The 18,520-nt window shown below is 59.9% G+C and carries 12 protein-coding genes; 1 reads left to right on the forward strand and 11 read right to left on the reverse strand.

The annotated features are described in order from the left end of the window. From NKJ46_RS32425 to NKJ46_RS32435, 3 genes are all read right to left on the reverse strand, one after another. A partial coding sequence (locus NKJ46_RS32425; protein WP_352671091.1) for an error-prone DNA polymerase occupies nt 1–2,041 on the reverse strand: 2,041 nt, incomplete at its 3' end. Further along, on the reverse strand, nt 2,038–3,561 hold the full coding sequence (locus tag NKJ46_RS32430; protein ID WP_352671094.1) for a Y-family DNA polymerase: 1,524 nt from the start codon (nt 3,559–3,561) through the stop codon (nt 2,038–2,040). The genes NKJ46_RS32430 and NKJ46_RS32425, both read right to left, overlap by 4 nt. Continuing rightward, complete coding sequence (locus NKJ46_RS32435; protein ID WP_352671097.1) at nt 3,476–4,234, reverse strand: ImuA family protein; 759 nt, start codon at nt 4,232–4,234, stop codon at nt 3,476–3,478. The genes NKJ46_RS32430 and NKJ46_RS32435 overlap by 86 nt, the downstream gene beginning before the upstream one ends. 136 nt (nt 4,235–4,370) lie before the next feature. Between NKJ46_RS32435 and NKJ46_RS32440 the strand changes: the two genes are divergently transcribed. After that, nucleotides 4,371–4,514, forward strand: a complete 144-nt coding sequence (locus NKJ46_RS32440; RefSeq protein ID WP_352671100.1) for a hypothetical protein — start codon at nt 4,371–4,373, stop codon at nt 4,512–4,514. Here NKJ46_RS32440 and NKJ46_RS32445 read toward each other — a convergent pair. The 8 genes from NKJ46_RS32445 to NKJ46_RS32480 form a co-directional block, all read right to left on the reverse strand. Beyond that, entirely contained in the window at nt 4,504–5,139 is a 636-nt protein-coding gene (locus tag NKJ46_RS32445; protein ID WP_352671103.1) for a hypothetical protein, read from the reverse strand. The two genes, NKJ46_RS32440 and NKJ46_RS32445, sit on opposite strands and share 11 nt — an antisense overlap. Before the next feature lie 172 nt (nt 5,140–5,311). After that, nucleotides 5,312–6,232: a hypothetical protein gene (locus tag NKJ46_RS32450; RefSeq protein ID WP_352671106.1), complete on the reverse strand. Its 921-nt coding sequence runs from the start codon at nt 6,230–6,232 to the stop codon at nt 5,312–5,314. A 114-nt stretch (nt 6,233–6,346) separates the two neighbouring features. Beyond that, nucleotides 6,347–7,198 carry an exonuclease domain-containing protein gene (locus NKJ46_RS32455; protein ID WP_352671109.1) on the reverse strand — a complete coding sequence of 284 codons (852 nt, stop codon included), beginning with the start codon at nt 7,196–7,198 and terminating at the stop codon, nt 6,347–6,349. A gap of 330 nt (nt 7,199–7,528) precedes the next feature. Beyond that, nucleotides 7,529–10,492: a TrlF family AAA-like ATPase gene (locus NKJ46_RS32460; RefSeq protein WP_352671112.1), complete on the reverse strand. Its 2,964-nt coding sequence runs from the start codon at nt 10,490–10,492 to the stop codon at nt 7,529–7,531. Nucleotides 10,493–10,542: 50 nt separating this feature from the next. After that, nucleotides 10,543–11,412 carry a nucleotidyl transferase AbiEii/AbiGii toxin family protein gene (locus NKJ46_RS32465; protein ID WP_352671115.1) on the reverse strand — a complete coding sequence of 290 codons (870 nt, stop codon included), beginning with the start codon at nt 11,410–11,412 and terminating at the stop codon, nt 10,543–10,545. After that, the gene (locus NKJ46_RS32470; RefSeq protein ID WP_352671118.1) at nt 11,400–12,476 is read right to left on the reverse strand and encodes a type IV toxin-antitoxin system AbiEi family antitoxin; all 1,077 of its coding nucleotides are present in this window, start codon (nt 12,474–12,476) and stop codon (nt 11,400–11,402) included. Before NKJ46_RS32470 ends, NKJ46_RS32465 begins: the two co-directional genes overlap by 13 nt. Nucleotides 12,477–12,797: 321 nt before the next feature. After that, nucleotides 12,798–15,548 (reverse strand): helicase-related protein, encoded by a 2,751-nt coding sequence (locus NKJ46_RS32475; protein ID WP_352671121.1) that lies wholly within the window; start codon nt 15,546–15,548, stop codon nt 12,798–12,800. A gap of 3 nt (nt 15,549–15,551) precedes the next feature. Continuing rightward, on the reverse strand, nt 15,552–18,500 hold the full coding sequence (locus NKJ46_RS32480) for an anti-phage-associated DUF1156 domain-containing protein (RefSeq protein WP_352671124.1): 2,949 nt from the start codon (nt 18,498–18,500) through the stop codon (nt 15,552–15,554). Between the last annotated feature and the right edge of the window lie 20 nt (nt 18,501–18,520).

Genomic DNA, 18,520 nt, shown 5'->3' on the forward strand with positions numbered 1-18,520 from the left:
CAGTGTGCTTGAACGTGGCCATGGCGCGGCGCAGCTGATCGGCCTCTCCAGCGGAAAAGCCGGCGCAGACCATGGAGACCTGCATCGCCTGCTCCTGAAACAGCGGCACGCCGAGCGTCTTGCCTAAAACGCGCTCGAGCTCCGGTGTTGGAAACGACACCTCTTCCGTTCCGTCGCGCCGGCGAAGATAGGGATGGACCATGTCGCCCTGGATCGGTCCCGGCCGGACGATCGCGACCTCAATGACAAGGTCGTAGAATGTCCGCGGCTTCATGCGCGGCAGCATCGACATCTGCGCGCGGGATTCGATCTGAAACACGCCAAGCGTGTCGGCCTTGCGGATCATCGCATAGGTGCGCGGATCCTCGGCCGGGATCGTCGCCAGATCGAGGGCGATTCCCTTGTGCTCGGACAGAAGATCGAAGGACCGTTTCATGCAGGTGAGCATACCCAGGGCCAGGACATCCACCTTCATGAATTTGAGGGCGTCGATATCGTCCTTGTCCCATTCCACGACCTGGCGATCCTTCATCGCCGCCGGCTCGATCGGCACGAGGTCGTCGAGCCGATCATGCGTCAGCACAAAGCCGCCCGGATGCTGCGAGAGATGACGCGGCGTGCCGGCAAGTTGCGCCGCGAGTTCAAGGGTCAGTCGCAGTCGTCGATCGCCGAGATTGAGATTGAGCTCGCTGGCGCGCTGCTCATCGACCGCTTCGCCATGGCCCCAGACCTGCGAGGACAGAAGTTTGGTCATGTCCTCGGGCAGGCCGAGCGCCTTGCCGACATCGCGGACAGCACCTTTGGTGCGATAGCGAATAACCGTGGAGCACAATGCTGCGTGATCGCGACCGTAGGTCTCGTAGACCCACTGCATGACGATCTCGCGCCGTTCATGCTCGAAATCGACATCGATGTCGGGCGGCTCGCGCCGTTCCTGCGAAACGAACCTCTCGAAAAGGAGGTTGTTGCGTTCGGGATCGATGGAGGTGATGCCGAGCACATAGCAGACCGCTGAATTGGCGGCCGAGCCGCGGCCTTGGCAGAGAATGTCCTGGCTGCGGGCGAAGCGGACGATCGAGTTGACCGTCAGGAAGTACGGCGCATATTTGAGGGTCTCGATCAGCCGCAGTTCGTGCTTTAGGATGCCGACCACCTTGTCGGGCAAGCCCTCGGGGTAACGGCGGGCAGCACCTTCCCAGGTCAGTTTTTCCAGCGCCTGCTGCGCCGTGAGGCCCGGCATCGTTTTTTCCTCGGGGTATTGATAGGCGAGCTCGTCGAGCGAGAACCGGCAGCGGCCGGCGATTTCGGCGGTGCACGCCAGGGCCTCAGGATAACGGCTGAACAGCCGCGCCATTTCATCGCCCGGTTTGAGATAGCGGTCGGCATGACGTTCGCGCCGGAAGCCGGCGTCATCGATGGTGACGTTGTGGCGAATGCAGGTGACGACATCCTGCATCATGCGGCGGGCCGGCTCGTGGAAAAGCACATCGTTAGTGACGACGGTGGGCACGCGCATCGCGGCCGACAGGTTAGCCAGCTCGTAAAGCCGGAGCTGGTCGTTCGGACGCCTGCGCAAGGTGAGCGCCAGATAGGCGCGATCGCCGAAAGCCTCGCGCAGCCGCCGCAGACGAACGGCGCAAAGATCATCGGCTTCGTCTGGCACCAGGACCGCAATCAGGCCTTCGCCATAAGCGACGACATCATCCCATTCGAGATGACACTTGGCTTTCCCGGCCCGGCCCTTGCCGAGCGACAGCAGACGGCAGAGGCGCGAATAGGCCGGTCGATCCGTGGGATAGGCCAGGACCGACATGCCGTCGGCGAGATCGAGACGGCAGCCGACGATCAGCCGGACGCCTGTCGCCTTCGCCGCTTCGTGGGCACGCACGATGCCAGCAAGCGAATTGCGATCGATGACAGCCAGTGCTTCGATGCCGAGGAACGCCGCCTGCGCGAACAACTCCTCGCAGCTGCTCGCTCCGCGCAGGAAACTGAAATGCGAGGTCACCTGCAGCTCGGCATATCGGGTTGAGCCAGTCATCCGAAGATCCCGTGCATGAACCATTTATGCGATCCGGTCGCGGCGTCTTCGCCGTCGCCGGCGCGGTAGAGCCAGTAGCGCTCGCCGTTCTCGTCCTCGACCTGAAAATAATCCCGCACCGCCGCGAGCTCGGCGTCGCGCTTCCACCATTCTCCGAAGACGCGTTCCGGGCCGTCCGCCCGTTTCACGCGCCGGCGGACGCCGCGCCAGGTAAAGGTCACGGGCGGATGGTCGGGAAGAAGTGCTACCGTCTCGATCGGCTCGGGTCGTGGCAACAGCCGAGTTGGGCGCGGCCAATGGCCGGGCCAGCCCTCGCCGGTATCAGGCGCCATTGGGGCAATGCGTTGAACCGACCGTTCGGGAACGTCGCTCTGCACCGGGGCGAAGCGATAGAGCCGGTCCTCACCGACACGGTTGGCGAGGATGTCGATCACATCCGACACATCGGGCTCGGGCGCCTCGGCGAGCGGGGAAATCATCTGCTTGGCCCGCAGCGGCTCGGCAACGGTCGCGGCAAGCCGCATCAGCTCGATGCCGAACCCGGGATCTATGGTCTCGATTCTGTCTGTGAGAAGCCGGGTCAGGCGCGTCGTGTCACGCACCGGCATTGCTGTGCCGACACGGATCGCCTCGATGCGATTGTCGACGCGGAAGAACAGAAGGTCGAGCCGCCGTGCGCCAAGCCCTCGCGTCTCGAGTGAGGCGCACAGTTCAGCGACCAGCTTGCCGGTATAGCGCGCGATCGTTTCTGGCGCGCCGATCGGTTCGGCAAAATTGCGGCGCACTTCGACGATTTCCTGCGGTCGGATCGGCTCGATCGGTTCGCTCACTCGTCCAAAGGCCTCGTCGAGGCGGCGGCCAGGCTCGGGACCAAAACGCAAGGCGAGCGACGCGCGCGGCGTGCCGCCAAGATCAGCGATTGTCTCGAAGCCAAGCCGTCGCAGACCGTCGATCGTCACGGCGGGCAGGCGAAGGGCGGCGATCGGCAAAGGCAGGATCGCCTGTGCGATCTCACCGGATGGAACCACAAGGATCTGCCGCGTGCCGAAGCGCGCCAGCGCGTGAGCAGCGCCCCAGCTGTCAGCGACCGCGGCACGCACGGCGAAGCCGGACGCGCCAAGTCGCTCCACCATATCGGTAAGCATCGCCGCCTCGCCGCCATGCAGATGATCGGCGCCGGTCGTGTCGATCACGATGCCATCCGGCGGATCGGCAGCGACGATCGGCGCGTAGCGGCGCAGCGCCCACAGCGCCAACCGCTCGAGCGCCATGGCGTCGGCATCGGGCTCGGCATCATGGACGATCAGGGCCGGGACCAGCGCCTGCGCCTTGCTCGCCGGAAAGCCGATGCGCAGACCTGCTGCGTGTGCTGCCGCATCGGCGGCAAGCACGACACGGCGACGACCGTCACGGCCGACAAGGACGAGCGGCGTCTCAGGCGGAGGCGCGGCGTCGCCCGATTTCCTTCTGAAGCGGTCTGTCGGCCACATCGGAAGGAAGAGCGATACGACCCTTGGCATCGCATGCCTCCACTGTAAAATCTGCACTCTCTCCGGCCCGGCATCGGATCAGTTCAAGCTGCCAGCACGCACGCCCGACTCCCTGAACCGGCAATGGCGTCGACGGCAGGACCGACACCCGCCAGCGTGTCTCGGCGGCGGTTGGCTGGCCGAAATCGGTGGCCTCCGTCTGCCGACGCCAGCGGCGAATGGCGATGCCGATGGCGCCGGAGCTTTCGGCGGCAAGCTGAAGCCGCCGTGAGGCCGTCATCGAAAGCCGTGCAATCTCGGCAACGACAGCGCCAAAACCGCCGCGAAGACCCTCTTCGAAACAGGCGAGAACGGATTTCTCGTCGCCGGCTTCGACATAGATCACCCTTCCCGGAGGCAGGCCGGCCTGTTCGATTGCCGGCGCGAACAGATCGGGCCGGGTAACGCACCACAGCACCTTGCCCACCGTGCGCGCGGCAATACCGGCAGCGAAGAGTGCCGCGGCTGCGCCATCGACGGCGCCATTGCCACCACCCGCGATCTCGTGCAGACCGCCAAAAGCCAATCCCCCTCCCGGCAGAACCCTGTCAATCGCGGCCACTCCGAACGGCAAAACCGTACGCTCGCGTGCATTTCCACCTTCGAGACGCGCAATGCGTTCTCGAAGCTCGGAAATGGCAGCAGGGGGCGCCGATACACTCATCTGACCCTTGAAACGCGGAAAGCCTGTGATATGTTCTACATTTGTTCTCGTCTTGGCTAAGAGTCAACCGGGATGATGTCGTGCCCCTGCGGAAGGCCGAAGGCGTCGATGCTCCCGAGCGCAGTGGAGACAGGCGATGACGATCACGATTCGCGTCGAAGGAGCGCAGCCGGAAGAAATCGTGCGTGGCCTGCTCGCTGCCCAGGAGGTGTTCGACAAGGCCGGGGTCACCCCAGATCAGGCAGCGACGGCGCGTTTGGCCGCATCGCCTATTCTGTAAGCGGCGATTGTGACGGTCCCCAACCATCCAATTCGATTTTTACATCGATCTTTCCGGAGCCGAGAGTACGCTTGCCTGCAATAAGGGTTAGACCACGATCCAAAAGTCCGTGTTCTGAATCCCATAGGGGGTTGGGTCCGAAGCTCAATGCAAACCGCCGGCCGAGTTTTGAAGTCTCCCAAAACGCCCGGCCCACGCGGAAATGAAGCGCAAGATGGAACTGACCTGATACCATCTGTTCTAGTCCGGGTCGGACGAAGGGTGTCGGGGCCATGGGCATGCCATGCGGATTGTACGGTGGAGAAGGAAACATAAAAGCGCCTGCAATACGCCTACCGGCGTACTTCGCGGCTGGCGCAACCGGGTCGATCTTGCCGTAAACGTAGTCCGATGCCTGCCGGATTGAATGAGACCAGTCGGAATAGTTCCACGCTTGCGACGGCTCCTTCACTTCGAATGCCAAAGCGTAGTCTGCAAGACGATCATCGACAGGGATCGCGACAACATCAGCGCGGATTTTCCGCCGCGTGAAAGTCGCGTGAGTTAATGTGACTTCTTCAAAGCACAGGAACTGGTCGCCAAGACCGGCGATCAATTCCGCGCGGCGTTCTTTTTCAATGTCCATCCTGTGAGGATGCGCATGCCGCGTGATTCTGTCGACTACATTCCCGTCTGGATGACGTCGCCTACCTGAGGCAGATGATCCAGGTGGGGCCCCTATTATGGCCATGCGGAGACCCGGCCATCTCCAATTTCTGTTCTGCACGGCAGCCGGAGCACGCCCTTGCGTCACGGCTTTAGATCGGCGGAATGCCAGCTTTCCCTAGCACTTGGTTCAACTCTTGAACACATTGGCTGCGAAGATCGTCAAGGTGGAGGGACATCGCCGGATGGGAGAAATCAAGGAAGCCATTAACCCGGCGGATGGACTCGTCCTTGAGACCTTGCTCAAGCTGTGACCGGACCTGACGAAGTTGCTTGTCGACCCGACCAAGAGCCGCGCGGCAATCGTCGTCGTCAATCTCATGGTAGCCGCCAACCGCCTTGCGGATCACATGCCGGCTCTCGCGATCGACAAGCTCGCCGGTGCGAAGCGCCTTTTGCGTGTCCTTGAGCGCCTGCTCGAACTCGTTGGGTGTCTCGCAGTGCAGTGGCAGTTCGAAGGCCGGACGGGAGAATGCCATGGCGATTGTGCGAAGGATCACCTCGTCGAGATCCTTGGTGCCGCGGATTTGGATGACATCCCGATAGTACCAGCGCTGCAGTTCTGGGAAGCTGTTGAGGTATGAAATGCATTCGTCCCACGACCAGACGATAGCCCGCCTGCCGCGCTTCTGTTCCTCCCACTCCTGATTGAGATCATCGACATAGCCTTGGACATGCGTGTCGCGCCGGGCGGTCGTGGCCAATATCCAAATTTCCAGGTTGGGCCTGAAGGCGAGCGACTCTACAGCAGCGGCGCGCAGGAAGCTGCGGCTGATCGGCCCGCCAGGATAGGGGTTCCCATTTTCGTCCCGGTCGGATAGCCGCTTGCACTGGATGCCGATCATCCCGTAGCGGGATTTGCCATAGACGTCGACGCCATTTTGGGCCTGCCCTGACCGCCCATATGCTTGGGCGTTGGGAACGTCATAGACCTCGCGCAGCATCCCTACGGCAAGTTCTTCGAACTGCTGCCAGTACAACGGCGGCTGAAAGAATTGCGATATCGTGCCCATCTACCCCCCACTTTGCCGCGGCGGCGACCGCGGACTTCCTTTTGCACCGATCGGGCTCGCGGGCCAGCCGCTAAAGCGAGCTGCGTTTGATTGTCTATCGGCGGGGGTCTCCTTTCATTCCGCGAGCAGAGCCAAAAAGTCGGATTCCGCAAGGAAGCGGATCGGCTGGCCTTTCGCTGCCAACATCTCACCTTTGAGGTGCTTTGAACTTTTTACCTTGCCAGCCATTCGCTCAAGATCCTGGTCTCCGACAACAAGGATCGAGGTGTTCTTTGTCACGCCAGGCTCTACGGCTCCGCCGGCAATATGAGCGAGATCGGCAGCTTCCCGACGCGGGATTGACAAGCTGCCTGTGAAAACGACGGTTTCGCCGACCAATGGCCCGTCGCCATCGCCGTCACGCCGGTGTCTTCCCTTTGGCTGTCCAGACAAACTGAGTTTGACGCGCGCCAACCAATGATCGAGGTCAAAGCCCGATTGATCGATCGCGCGAAGAAGGACCAGGCCGGCTGTACGTGCATCCTCGAGCGCATCGTGATGCTGAAAACGGATACCGAAACTGTTAGCGAGGTTTTGTATCCCGTAGCCGCTTTGCGCGAATTGCGGCCAAGCCCTTCGAGCGACCATCGCTGTGTCGAGCCATCGACAAGGAGGAGACGTTAAGCTGTGATGATCATGGGCCTGTGCCATTGCTACGCGATCGAAATGCGTGTGGCATACGACCACCTGACCATGCGTGAATTCTGCAAGCCAGGGAACGAGTTCTGGAAATGTTTTGGCACCGAGCACATGGGTTTCATCAATGCCATGGATCGAGACGTTGATGTCGTCGAACTCTTCACAAGGATCGACCAGAACAACATCAGAGGCAATCTCTTGCCCGTTCTCGAAAACCACCGCGCCAATTTGGCAGATACTTCGCATGCGCGGGTTTGCCGTTTCGACGTCCAATGCAACGAACCGCATGCTTCCCCTCCCCAAAGGCTGCAAGTATGCCGATAGTGCCACGCCGGATGGGGCCTTACAACGGTATCGGATCGGCCTGCTGCTACGCAGGCGAAAGCTTGCGCGTTCGGTAGCGTTGACCAATGCTGCTACAGGGCAGGGAGGAAATCATGAGCGCCTTTCATCGAATTACAAAAATTGCCGACCGGGACGAAATAACGCCCGATGACCCTATCGTCACTGGAGGACCTTGGTCGGACGCCAGAAATGCATCAGCTGGCACTCTTCTGGTGTAGACAAGAGCAATAGCTGTAGCGGCGACAAAAGTCCTTCCACAGCAACGGCGTCGCGCTACCGGTCCAATCTCACCCTCAGGCGTCGCGCGCGTTCCTTGAACGCCTCCTCCCCTCCCTCAAGGATGTCGCACACCTGCTGGCGCATATCGGCGTCCTCCATCCCTCCGGAAAAATAGGTGATCGGCGGCAGTTCGCCGGGGCCATGCGGGCCGGCGCTCGCAACGATGATCTGGTCCGCATCCGTGTTGATCACGAGATTGGCGTTGTGCGTGACCATAATGACCTGCCGCTTCGCCTTGGCCGCGACGAAGAGGCTAACGAGCTCGTCGAAAATCGACTTGGGATCGAGGTTTTCCTCGGGCTGATCGATGATCAGCGGTCGGTGATCGCTCTCGTCGAGGGCCAGGTAGAGCAAGAGTAGGACAATTCCGCGGGTACCGGGCGAGAGCTTGGTAATATCCGTGCCCTCGTAGTCGATGCTGTATTCGATCTGGATGTGCTCGGTGCTGAACAGCCATTTGGCGAAGCGCATCAGCCAACTTCGATAAGCGGCCTGGTCGTTGCTCGCCACATTGGCCACAGCGAGTAGCTCGTCCTGCCAAGCGTCGGTGAAATGTTGAATGGCCGTGTCGATAGCAGCGACATCGCCTGTTTGCCATGCCTTGCGCAGATTGGTGTTGGCCCATTGCTCGAGCGAACCCTTTCCCTTGAAGTCGCCGGCGCGCCGCAGGTCGAAAAGCTTCTCGCCAAGTAAGGCCCACTGCTTCACATCGGCATGCCGGGACGCTGAGAATGACAGCTTCTGCAAAGTGCCCTTGGCGGCCTGCAATCGATCGACCAAGGGCCGGTAAAGATCGCGCAGAACCTGCTCCTCGGCGATGATCGACTCGAACACGCGAAGATAGGTTTCACGCCGCTGCTTGCTAAGATTCGCCATGCGATCAGACGCCCCTTGACAATCGGCATGGGTCGTACGGGTGGTCTCGATCTGTGTGTTTTCCTCTGCGATGCGCTTGACCAAAGCGGCATACTTATTCGCGGTCTCGGTATCGATATTGATCAGCCCTTGCAGACGGGTCGCCTCTGCCTCGAGCACGGCGAGCGGCGTCTTCTCCGGATCGGTATTGTCCGCGAGGAAGGACTGACTGGGGACGCCGAGAGGTGCAGGCGCCACGCCGCGCCAGCCGGTCGCGTTGTTGCGCGCAGTCAGGAGCTTGGCCGAAAGAGCGGCATCGACGTCGCCATGATACTCGAGCAGGAAGGCCTGCCAGTCAGAGTCCTCCAGCCGAGCGGCGACGAAGCTCGATTTGGTTTGGCGTAGGGCCTCCGGGGCCTTGTTCTGGCGAAAGGCCTTCACCTCGTCCTGTAAGGCAAGAAGCGAACTTTCCTGGTTCGTGAAGAACCGGACGAAGGAGCGTACCTTTTCGGCCGTGTCGACAATGACGGTGAGTCGCTCAGCGCGGACTTCGCTCCCTTTGACGATGAGCTTGTCGCGATCGGCCTTCAGTCCTTTGACGATCTGCTCCTTGTGGGCGATTTGCTGAGTGAGCCCTGGAATTTGGCGCCTCTTTTCCCGCTCGAGGCCGATCTGGTCCGAGAGTGTAGCGATAGCCTCCTCCTCGCGCTGGCGAGCAAGGCGAAAGCGGGTGGCTCGCAGTTCCAGAAGCTGGTCGAAACGGAATGTCCCGTCCTTTTCGGGATGGGCTTCGAAAATGACGCGCTCGATCTCGCCGAGCAGGGCGTCAGTCATGCCGTCGGCCGAGCAGAGTTCCTCGACGAATTTCTGCGAAAGATAGCGGGCCCGTGGGAACCGGCCGTCCAGATCGGCATCATATTCGTAGTCGAGCAGTTCGCGCTCGGAAGGATCGCCGCTGCCCCAATCCATCCGAACGCTGGCCCCTTCGAGCAAATCCCCTGCGCGCACGAGAAACGAGGCTGGACTGAGATGCTCGGAGGCTGCGTCGCAACCGGCGGCGATTGCATCGGCAAGCGCCGTCTTACCAGACCCTCGCGCGCCAATGATCGCCACGAGGCCGGGATTGAGTTCGAGCACGGGCGTAGCCGCCCACGGCGCGTTTTGGATCGCAATGCGGGAGATAACCTGCGAAGGGGTGGCGCGGATAGGGGGCGCTGCGCCGACGAAGGCGCGCCCGGCCGGATCGATGACGGCCTGACGGAGCGAGTCGAAATGCGCCCCACCCTTCACCCAGGAATAGCGATCGCCGTCAGGGGCGCCGACCTTTGCAGTCTCATGCGCGTCGCTGCCATGAAGACAGGGTTTGAGTGCTCCATAGCGGGCGCGGATTTCATCGGGAGTTGCGCTGCTTTTCCGACCTAGCCAAAAATCGCGTTGGCTAACGCTGCTGGCGAAGATGATGTGAGCGAACCTCTCCACTTCCTGCCGCTGCGCGCCTTCAGATTCGCCGCGCATGCCCGAGGTGCCATCATGCTCGCTGCCGGCAACGGCGATGAGAATGTTGTTCTTGACCCAATCGATGGCGCGGTAGAGCGCGCCCAACTGCTCGAAGCTAACCTTGAACTGGGTTGCGCCGCGCGCGAGTGCGGCCCGTCCAGAAAGATTGGGGTCGATCTTCGACCCCAGGCGCGTGAGCTCGTCGGGCGTGCATGTGAACCGATCGCCCGAATATTCGAACGTCAGCTGCGCAAGGAAACGGTGTGTCGCACCGACGTGATCGGGATCCTGCGGGTTGACGAGGAGATGGCAGTTGACCCAGTTGCCCTTAACGGTTCCGAAAGCGAGGCGCAGCTCCACGTTCGGAAACACCAGGTTGACGCCGGGAAGGCGGCCGTCGTGAAGTTTCGCGTCGCGGACACGTTCATAGGTGTCGAGCAGATAGTAGTCAGTCACGCCAAGCGCGCGAATCGCCGGTGTCGCTGTTTCGATCTTGGCGAGGTATTCTTCCCAGCTGTCCGCGCCGTTAAACTGGTCGTTGAGTACGGTGCCCGGCGCATGAATATGGGGCTCCCATCGAAGCCACCGCGATCCTGAATTTCCCACATTCCCCCCAGTCGTCTGTTATATTCGGGCCGAGACCCACAGCGGGTGCGTCATTCTCGCAGGCCGAGCGCTCGCAACCAGGCATCGATCTGACCGAAGGCGTCCTGCTGCCATTGCTCGGGTGTGCGGCCATCGAGAATGTCCGTCTCGGCGACGAACTTGCGGACGCTCGTCGCGCCGTAGCCGTCAGGCGCGTCGAACTTGTCCGCGATGTATCGATAGCCCTGTGCGCCGCTCTCGTGTTCGAGCAAGGGTCTGCAAGCGTCGGCCAGGGCTTCGATCCCGTCGGGATAGTTCCGGATGCAGTAGTAGATGTCGTAGGCGTCTTTCTGCTTATGCCGACCATTGAGGGCATATCCTTTCATAGCGAGCAAAGCAGGGATCGAGCAAACGGCAACCTCGACGCGATTAGTGCCACCCTCCGGCATATCGCCAGAGATGGCGACCAGCTGATAAAAGCGCAGGGCGAGGTCCGCGCCGTCGGCCCGTTGGACAGCAAAGTCACTCAGGATCGGCGGACGGTTTTTTACGATTTCCGCATCACGGGGCATCAGGAAATCGACGACAATGTCGATCGGCGCGCCTCCATCATCGACCGGCACCTCGCGGACGAGCTGGAAGCGCCGGAGCTCCTCACGCTGCTTGTAGCCGTGGCCCATAAGAGCCTCGACAAGGGTCACGTACTCGCCATCACCTAGGGCTTCCGCATCAAGGCCAAGATCGACGTCGAGCGTTCCGACATGAGGCATGTCCTCGTTGTCGAGAAGCAGCCAGGGAACCGCGCCGCCGATCACGGCGAACTTGCCCTTGAAGCTGCCGAGGATCTGCCCGATTTCGACCAGAACACCCTTCACGGCTTTTGTCGTGCGGTCCTCGTAATCTGCTGCGGACTGAGGGTCGGGCGGGACTATTTTCGCCATGAGAGGAGCTCCTGTCTGAGGTGTTCCGCCGCTTCCGCTCCACGCTCTCCAGCGACGGCAAGGTCGAGATAAGTCTGTACGGGGCTTGTGCAGAAGACCCCCGGGGCAGGCTCGGTGGTGTCGTTGAATAGGCCATGGTCCTTCGGGACCGTGACCATGACATTCGCTCCCGATGCAGCCGGTGACAGTCTTAGAGCATCGCGCAGGGCTACAAGTCCGGCCGAATCCGTATAGAAATATTGGGTGGGCACCCGACCGTAGGGCGCCAGCCAATGCGCCGCCGAAAACGATGCGAACACGGCCTTTGGTGTGTCCCTCAGGGCGCTCAGGGCTCCGCGCGCCGAGACCTCCAGGGATTGACCATGGAGCGTCGTATAAAAGCTCATGCGTTCGCCAGCTGGCGGTTCGTAGGCGTCGCGCCAAGCATCCAGAAGCGCATCGGGCTGTGACAGCCGTAAGCCCTCATCCGTGATCTCGGCCCATTCGCGATCCACCAGCTCGCTGCGGACGTTGCTAACGTGGCCCAGGCTGACGACGGAAACTTCCGCCAGATCCGCGACACGCCATGCACGGTCAGGATCGCGAAGGAGCACCCGCAGCACCTGCGCGGATTTTGGTTTGAAGATGGATTTCAGGTTTCTCTGAACGGCAGGCGGCTTTGTATCAACCTGACGTTCAATGAAGACGGTGTCGAAGGCGATCCGCGCGTTTCCCACCAGGTCGAGGTAACCCACATCGAATTCGCGGCAAAGCGCTTGAGCCTCCTGAGACAGGTAGGGCGCGATGAAGATCGGCATCGCCAGCGGGTCGAACTTCTCCGCAGCCTTCCGAAGCTGAAAGAGGGCCGCACGCACATGCCGCGGCTGACCGACCGATTTGACTTCGCAAGCGAGAAGGCGGCGATTCCCATCCACACTGAACTCTGCGAGGATATCGAAGCCGGAGTTAGGCGGCGTCAGTTCGACCTTCTTTACTTGGATGAAAGGGACGCTACGCAGCAACCCACCGATGGCCTCGGCGGCCCCGGTCTCCAGCTCGTTCACTTCTACGTTGGCTTTCAGCATTTGCTGAAAATGCGTTGTATAGTGAAATCTGTCAAGCGATATTCAGTGAAATGCCTGCTTTCAGCAAATGCTGAACAGCCCAATTCTGATGAAAAGAATGGTGTGAGGGCGGGCCTGGGAACCGAAGCGCTTGGCCCTTCGGGTATAGCCGTGAAAAATTGTTCCGACCCATCGCAGGGACACGCTAGTTCGCTCCGCCCCTGCGCGTGCGGGGAGCCGCTTTCCCAACGACATCACGTAGGGTCCGCTGATCGAAGAGGATCGAGGTCCCCCGCCCCCGAAATAGAGCAGGTCGATGCTAGCTAAAGCGATAGGCGAGTCTTACCAGCCCTGTCGCATCCACGCGTCTAGATCGCGGGACGATAAGACGCGCTGGGTATATTCCCAGTCCAGCCCGCGATCATCTGCAATGTCGCGGAGGTAACGAAGCTCCATCGGTGGGCGAGCCTTCTCGACGCGTTGCGAGAAATTACGCACCGCCTGCCGATCATTTAGAACTGCGTCGATCCATTGGTCTTCGAAGCCGTCGGGCAGTTGGCCAAGGACCGAAAAGATATCGCCGAACCGTTCCGATAGCGCGGCGTAAACGTCATCCTCGACCGTTCCGGCATAGCGGAGGTTCAGCACATGGATGTCATCGCGAACCTGGCCTATGCGTTGAACGCGGCCCTTTCGTTGCTCCAGGCGGGAAGGGTTCCAGGGTAAATCGACGTTGACCTGCGCTCCTAGCCTTTGCAGATTGAGCCCTTCACAGGCAGCGTCCGTCGCACACACAAGCCGAATATCGCCTGCCTGAATAGAAGCCTTGATCTGTTCGCGTGCCGCAGTGCGTCGGTCAGTACCTCGCTGAACGAACGATGCTGATCCGCCTGCATAGAGTGCGACCGGTTCGCCTGGAAATGCAACGCACAGGGCATCTAGTACCCATTCGGCCGTCGTCCGATATTGGCTGAAAATGATTGCGCCGTTGAGCTCCAGCCAACGGCGTTCACGTAGGTAGTGCAGGATCACTTGCACCTTCGGATCGACATCGCTCCCGTCTACGACGGCCGCAAGATTGCGCTCGACGACGCGCAAGAACTGGATCTCTTGCGGATCGGGAGGTGTGTCGTCGGTAGGCGTACCCTCGTCTCCGATTTCATCTTCTGGGATAACCGCCGTGTCTATTCGGCTGAGGAGGTGGCGCGCGGTTTCTAAACCCGCTCGGGCGGACGACCCAATCCGGCGCAGCAAGATGGTTTTCAGGAACCCGGCACCCGGCCGCCGCGCTGCATATATCCGGCTGAAGTGTTCGGCGGCTTCATAGGCAGCAGTAAAGGCAAGGCCCATGACGAGGCCTTGTCCATTGAAGAACGACGTTGGCACCCCATCATCTGATCGAGGGTGGGTGATCACGCCGATCCGCTTCAACAGGCCGCGCTCTTCCAGCATAGGCCGAGTTCGCCGTACAACGCGGCGAACGATTGGATTATGCTGCTCAGCGAGCGTAGTGAAGTCCTGTAGGAAATCGCCGCGCACATCGGGGCCGAGCCCATCGAAGCGCGGTCCGAGGACATCTCCCGGTTGCAGCCGCGCATCATTCCGCACGTCGCGAAAGACCGAATGTTCGGCTGCTGGTGGCAGTGGATTTCGAAACAGGCCCCAGCGGGAGGTTTCGTTCTGCGGCCACGGGCGCTCGCCGGTCAGCAGGCGGATGGATTCTTCGCGTATCCACTCACCGCCGTCGAAGGGCGTCCCCAGTACTTGTGGCGCGCCTTGGCCGAGAGCGGCAATCATGTCCCACAACTCGACCGCATCAAGCTGGATCGGCGTCGCAGTGCCCAGGATCACGTTAATGGCGTTGCGCGCGACCTTGTGCAGGAATTCCAGAAGATTGTTGCGCGTCGCCGTGGTTTGCCCTCGGCGCGTTTCGCGCGACGCGCGGGCTTTATGGGCCTCGTCAAGAATGACGACGCCGAACGACTTCTTTGCCAGTGCACCTCGCTCGGCGTTGTCGTCTCCGTTGACGATCAGGCCGGTCGAGACGATCCCGATCCGCCACGGGCATTTCCCGACGAAGCTCGGATCGCCCTTCTGCGTCAGCGGACGGCGCTCGCCATCGAGCCAGCATTTCTTCTGTGTCGACCACACTGCGGCCGGGATGCCGAGTTTGTCTTCAAGTTCTTCCTGCCATTGCCAGATCAGCGTTGCCGGCGCGAGGATCAGTACCGGCTTGTCGTCGAGCATCGAAAGAACCAACGCCGCCGCTGCCATCGAGAGCGTCTTGCCGAGGCCCACATCGTCCGCGATCAAGAAGCGTGCTTGGCCATAGAGCCGATGATCATCCACACAGGTTTGGACGAAGCGTTTCTGCCACGAACGGAGAATTTGGCCGCCCTTGTAGATCGGGCGTTCGGCCAGGACAGCATCCGGCGAGATTTCACCGGATGCGTTCCGCGCGTCCTCGATCGAACGGTACTCCATCCGGTTTGCCATGGCGGCAACGTGCTTGACCACCGCGTCGGGCAGATCGACGCCCTGCGCCCAGAAGTGCTCGAATTCATCGCGCACCCAATCCCCGGCCGCCGGGTCATCATCGCCCCAAAGGATTTCGTAGGCGTGGCGAAAGCCAGAGGCGGAATCGTTCACGCTGCCGACAAACGAATAGACGCGGCCATCGGTGTGCTCGATTACGCCCGCCTTGCCGTGAACGAATACGTTATCACCGTCGCGCGGCACGACGCGCACCTTCATGCGTCCGGAAAACAGCAGATCGTGAAGGCGGCGATAGCGTTCACGCGCCAACAACAGGTCAAGACCGACCTCGGTTGATTGCCAGCTCGAAACCAGTGTTTGCGCGAGCGCGTTCTGTCCATCGCGCGCTGCCTTCGCGACCTCCACATCAAACGGGTCCAGATCGCCGTTACAGACGACCCGGATTTCGCCGACCGTATCGAGCGCTTCACCGACGACTTCAAGAAGTGACGAGCGGAAATAACCTGCGATCCGCAAATAGCGGGTGGCGCCGTTTAGTCGATCGCCCAGAATGGTGCCGAGCGCTTGACGCCGAGAAGAAAAGCGCTCGATGCCCATGCATTACACCCGATCAAGCTTCAGGGCTTCGGCAAGCTCGTGCGCGGCGGAGCTTTCCTCGGGCCGGATGTGCTTCGTCTTTGCGGCAACGTAGGCGGCTAACGCGATCAGCTTTTGGCGCCGCTGCCAATAGTCGGCGGCGTACTCCGTCCGAAGGGTAGTGACGCCGAGCTTCGGATCGCCCTTTTCGAGGGTCTTCCAGACTGCAAACAGAACTTGCCGCAGCTGCGTGGCGAAGAAGCCTTCGCCGCCGAGTTTGGCGCCCTTGAGATCAGCGGCGCCCGCTAGTGCGGCGGCGTTGGCCGTGGTGGACGCCATCACGCTTGCATAATCGCCGAAGGCGAAGCTCTTCGCGAAGTTCTGGAAGTCGGCGACCTTGGTCGATCCCTTCGCCTCCATATCCAGCATTCGAACATAGAAGCGTTCGGGCGCGCCGAGATCGCGCCACATGTCGCGCGGGAAGTCGGTCGGAACGAGCATGCCATTAGCGACCTGCGCGGCGTAGTCGACCAGATCGCGGATCATGGTACGCTCACCCTTGGCGAGCTTCCGATAAAGATCGCGATCAAGCGGCTGACGGTCAATTGTCGAATAGGATGTGACCACCTGAAGAGCGGCGGCATAGGCAGCCAGCGTCAGATCGCCGTCGGTATAGAGTGTCTCGGCAGTCCACGCTTCGTCGAGGGCGTTAAGGCGATCTAGTTGCGCCCGAACGCCGTCTTCAATCTCTGCTTCGATCTCCATCCTCCGCGCGTTCGCTTCCTTGAGTCGCTTACGCAGTACGAGGCAAACAGTGCCCTGAACATAATTACCAGAGCCACTCGTTTTCTCTATCTCAGTAACGATGTTCCACGCACCTGTAACCCGCAATCCAGAAGCCCAAAGCACAGAACCAAGGTCTGCCCACACACCTGCATCTTGGTGCGTGAACATCACTACTTGGCTTCCATTCTCTGGCATGTGCTTTGTCATGGCCGAATACGCGGCGACCATATCGCGCCGAAATTCTTCGTCTTTGCCTTTGATGGCACTATTTCGTTGGCTATCCCATTTCCATTCATTGAATGGGGCAGGCGGATTCTTCCTCAGCCAAGCGATGAAAAACTCAGTGATCTCGTGATAGTTAATCGCATCAGCATATGGCGGATCGGTCACGAAAACGTCTGTCTCGCAATCGTGTCTCCGGGCGTCACTGCACCGAACAGTTGTGTGCCTCACCGGATTTCTGGCACGAGTTCGAACAAATAAATTTAGTAGATTCGTTGAGGCGTAAGTTCCGAAATTGAATTGTGTGTTAAGCGCTTGATTATCGAAAACGTTTGAGGGCTGGCCTCCCGAGCCGTTAGATTTTGACCATTTTGGAAGCCGGGAGGAGCGGTCCAGAAGCCGACATAGATCGACAAAACCAATACATGGTTCGCGCAAAGACTGTGCTCTTTTTAGGATGCTAAAGAACAACAACTGTCTTGGTGTAAACAGGTGATGCCAGTACGTCCATCCACGGGTCCTTATGGGCTCGTCCGTCTTCTCTCCGGGTTCAATTAGCATGTCAGGAACGAGGCCTTGCTCTTGCCAGAGGGCAAGATTTTCACGAACAATTGCCTCAATTTGGCGTTCGCGCGCTAGATCATCTTCGCTGACTGACGAAAAAAAAGTATTTTGCCTTCCCTTGCCAAAGCTATCCTTCGTAATCCATTGGATCGCGTACAGCCGTTCCTGATAGATATCGTCGGCACGCGGGCTGATATCGGACTTCTCCCAGAATCGAAGTTGATTTCTGTTTCTACCTTCTGCGTCCTTATAATCTCCCCGAATGGTGGATAGTTCTGCTGCATCGCGGGCATCATCCAACATCGGATGAACTAGCCGACCACTTTGAATTGTGCCGGCCTTGGCTTCATGCATCGCTGCGGCAGAAACGCCGGTGTTAATTTCAATGTCGTAGCGTTTAGTCGCATAATCGGGTACTAGCCGAGCCGCGACGTTCCAGTCTTTAGTTATTTCCCAAGATGGTGCCATTGGCACCATCCACCCCGTCTTTGGGCAGCGAGTCTCAAGCACATAGAGATGATTTTTGGCCCGGTTTCCGTGTCGATCGTGCTCGGTCCCGAGTGCAGCGATTTCTTCATTAACAATCTTGGCAACTGACTCCTGCGCCCTTTCAATCTCGGCATGACGCTCAGGTGTTGCTCCAATGATGTTGAACGCTCCCCAGGTGAGCATGCAAGCGACCGGGTTCAGATCCGATGCAAATGAATCACACCCGATTCTCGCTGCTTCAAAGGGTATCGAACCCCCACCTGAGAAAGTGTCGGCAATCTTTGGCCTATGCCCAAATCGAGCGATGCCCAATTGCTCGACAAGCTCCGTCATCGAGCGGGCCAAGGTTCCTAGATGATGATTGATTTCAGGCCAGACTCCGCTCAGAATATTGTCATCCTCGCATTCCTCCGGTCGGCGGACATGCTTGAGCCGTTCGTCGAAACTATATGGCAACGTCGCGAAGGCTTCAGCCATTCTTCTTTCACGTTCCAGTTTCCCTAAGTCCTCTCGCCACCGACAGCGACGCCCATCGGTTTCTGTCAGAAGGTCAGCATAACTTGGAAAAAGACGAGCAAACTCCGCTGCGCTTCCACTAAAGCGACGTGCGATAGCCAAATCATCCATCGCCATCAGCTTGAGGAATACATCCAGATCTTTTCTTAGGTCATCTGTCGCTGGAAGAAGGACACCTAGGATGACTGCGCGCACGAGGATGAGTGGCTTGCGCCCTTTCCAATACGCACCCAGGGCGGTAAGCGTCTGTGCTTGCTTAGCTTCCCTCTCTTTGTACGCCTCGGCCGACAACCTCCCTACAGGAAACTGGGCCTCAATGAACGAAGGCGCGTCCTTCAACGACAGCGGCGCGAGGCCTTTAGCTTCCTCTTGTTTTGCGGTGGCGAGTGCGGTCATCGAAACTCCGGATCTGATTA

Origin of the sequence: Mesorhizobium sp. M0166 (assembly GCF_040322255.1) — a bacterium.
Taxonomy (GTDB): domain Bacteria; phylum Pseudomonadota; class Alphaproteobacteria; order Rhizobiales; family Rhizobiaceae; genus Mesorhizobium.

Coding starts and splice junctions, on each gene's coding strand:
- NKJ46_RS32430 (WP_352671094.1), bottom strand. CDS start 3,561: ATGCCAAGGGTCGTATCGCTCTTCCTTCCGATGTGGCCGACAGACCGC.
- NKJ46_RS32435 (WP_352671097.1), bottom strand. CDS start 4,234: ATGAGTGTATCGGCGCCCCCTGCTGCCATTTCCGAGCTTCGAGAACGC.
- NKJ46_RS32440 (WP_352671100.1), top strand. CDS start 4,371: ATGACGATCACGATTCGCGTCGAAGGAGCGCAGCCGGAAGAAATCGTG.
- NKJ46_RS32445 (WP_352671103.1), bottom strand. CDS start 5,139: ATGGACATTGAAAAAGAACGCCGCGCGGAATTGATCGCCGGTCTTGGC.
- NKJ46_RS32450 (WP_352671106.1), bottom strand. CDS start 6,232: ATGGGCACGATATCGCAATTCTTTCAGCCGCCGTTGTACTGGCAGCAG.
- NKJ46_RS32455 (WP_352671109.1), bottom strand. CDS start 7,198: ATGCGGTTCGTTGCATTGGACGTCGAAACGGCAAACCCGCGCATGCGA.
- NKJ46_RS32465 (WP_352671115.1), bottom strand. CDS start 11,412: ATGGCGAAAATAGTCCCGCCCGACCCTCAGTCCGCAGCAGATTACGAG.
- NKJ46_RS32470 (WP_352671118.1), bottom strand. CDS start 12,476: ATGCTGAAAGCCAACGTAGAAGTGAACGAGCTGGAGACCGGGGCCGCC.
- NKJ46_RS32475 (WP_352671121.1), bottom strand. CDS start 15,548: ATGGGCATCGAGCGCTTTTCTTCTCGGCGTCAAGCGCTCGGCACCATT.
- NKJ46_RS32480 (WP_352671124.1), bottom strand. CDS start 18,500: ATGACCGCACTCGCCACCGCAAAACAAGAGGAAGCTAAAGGCCTCGCG.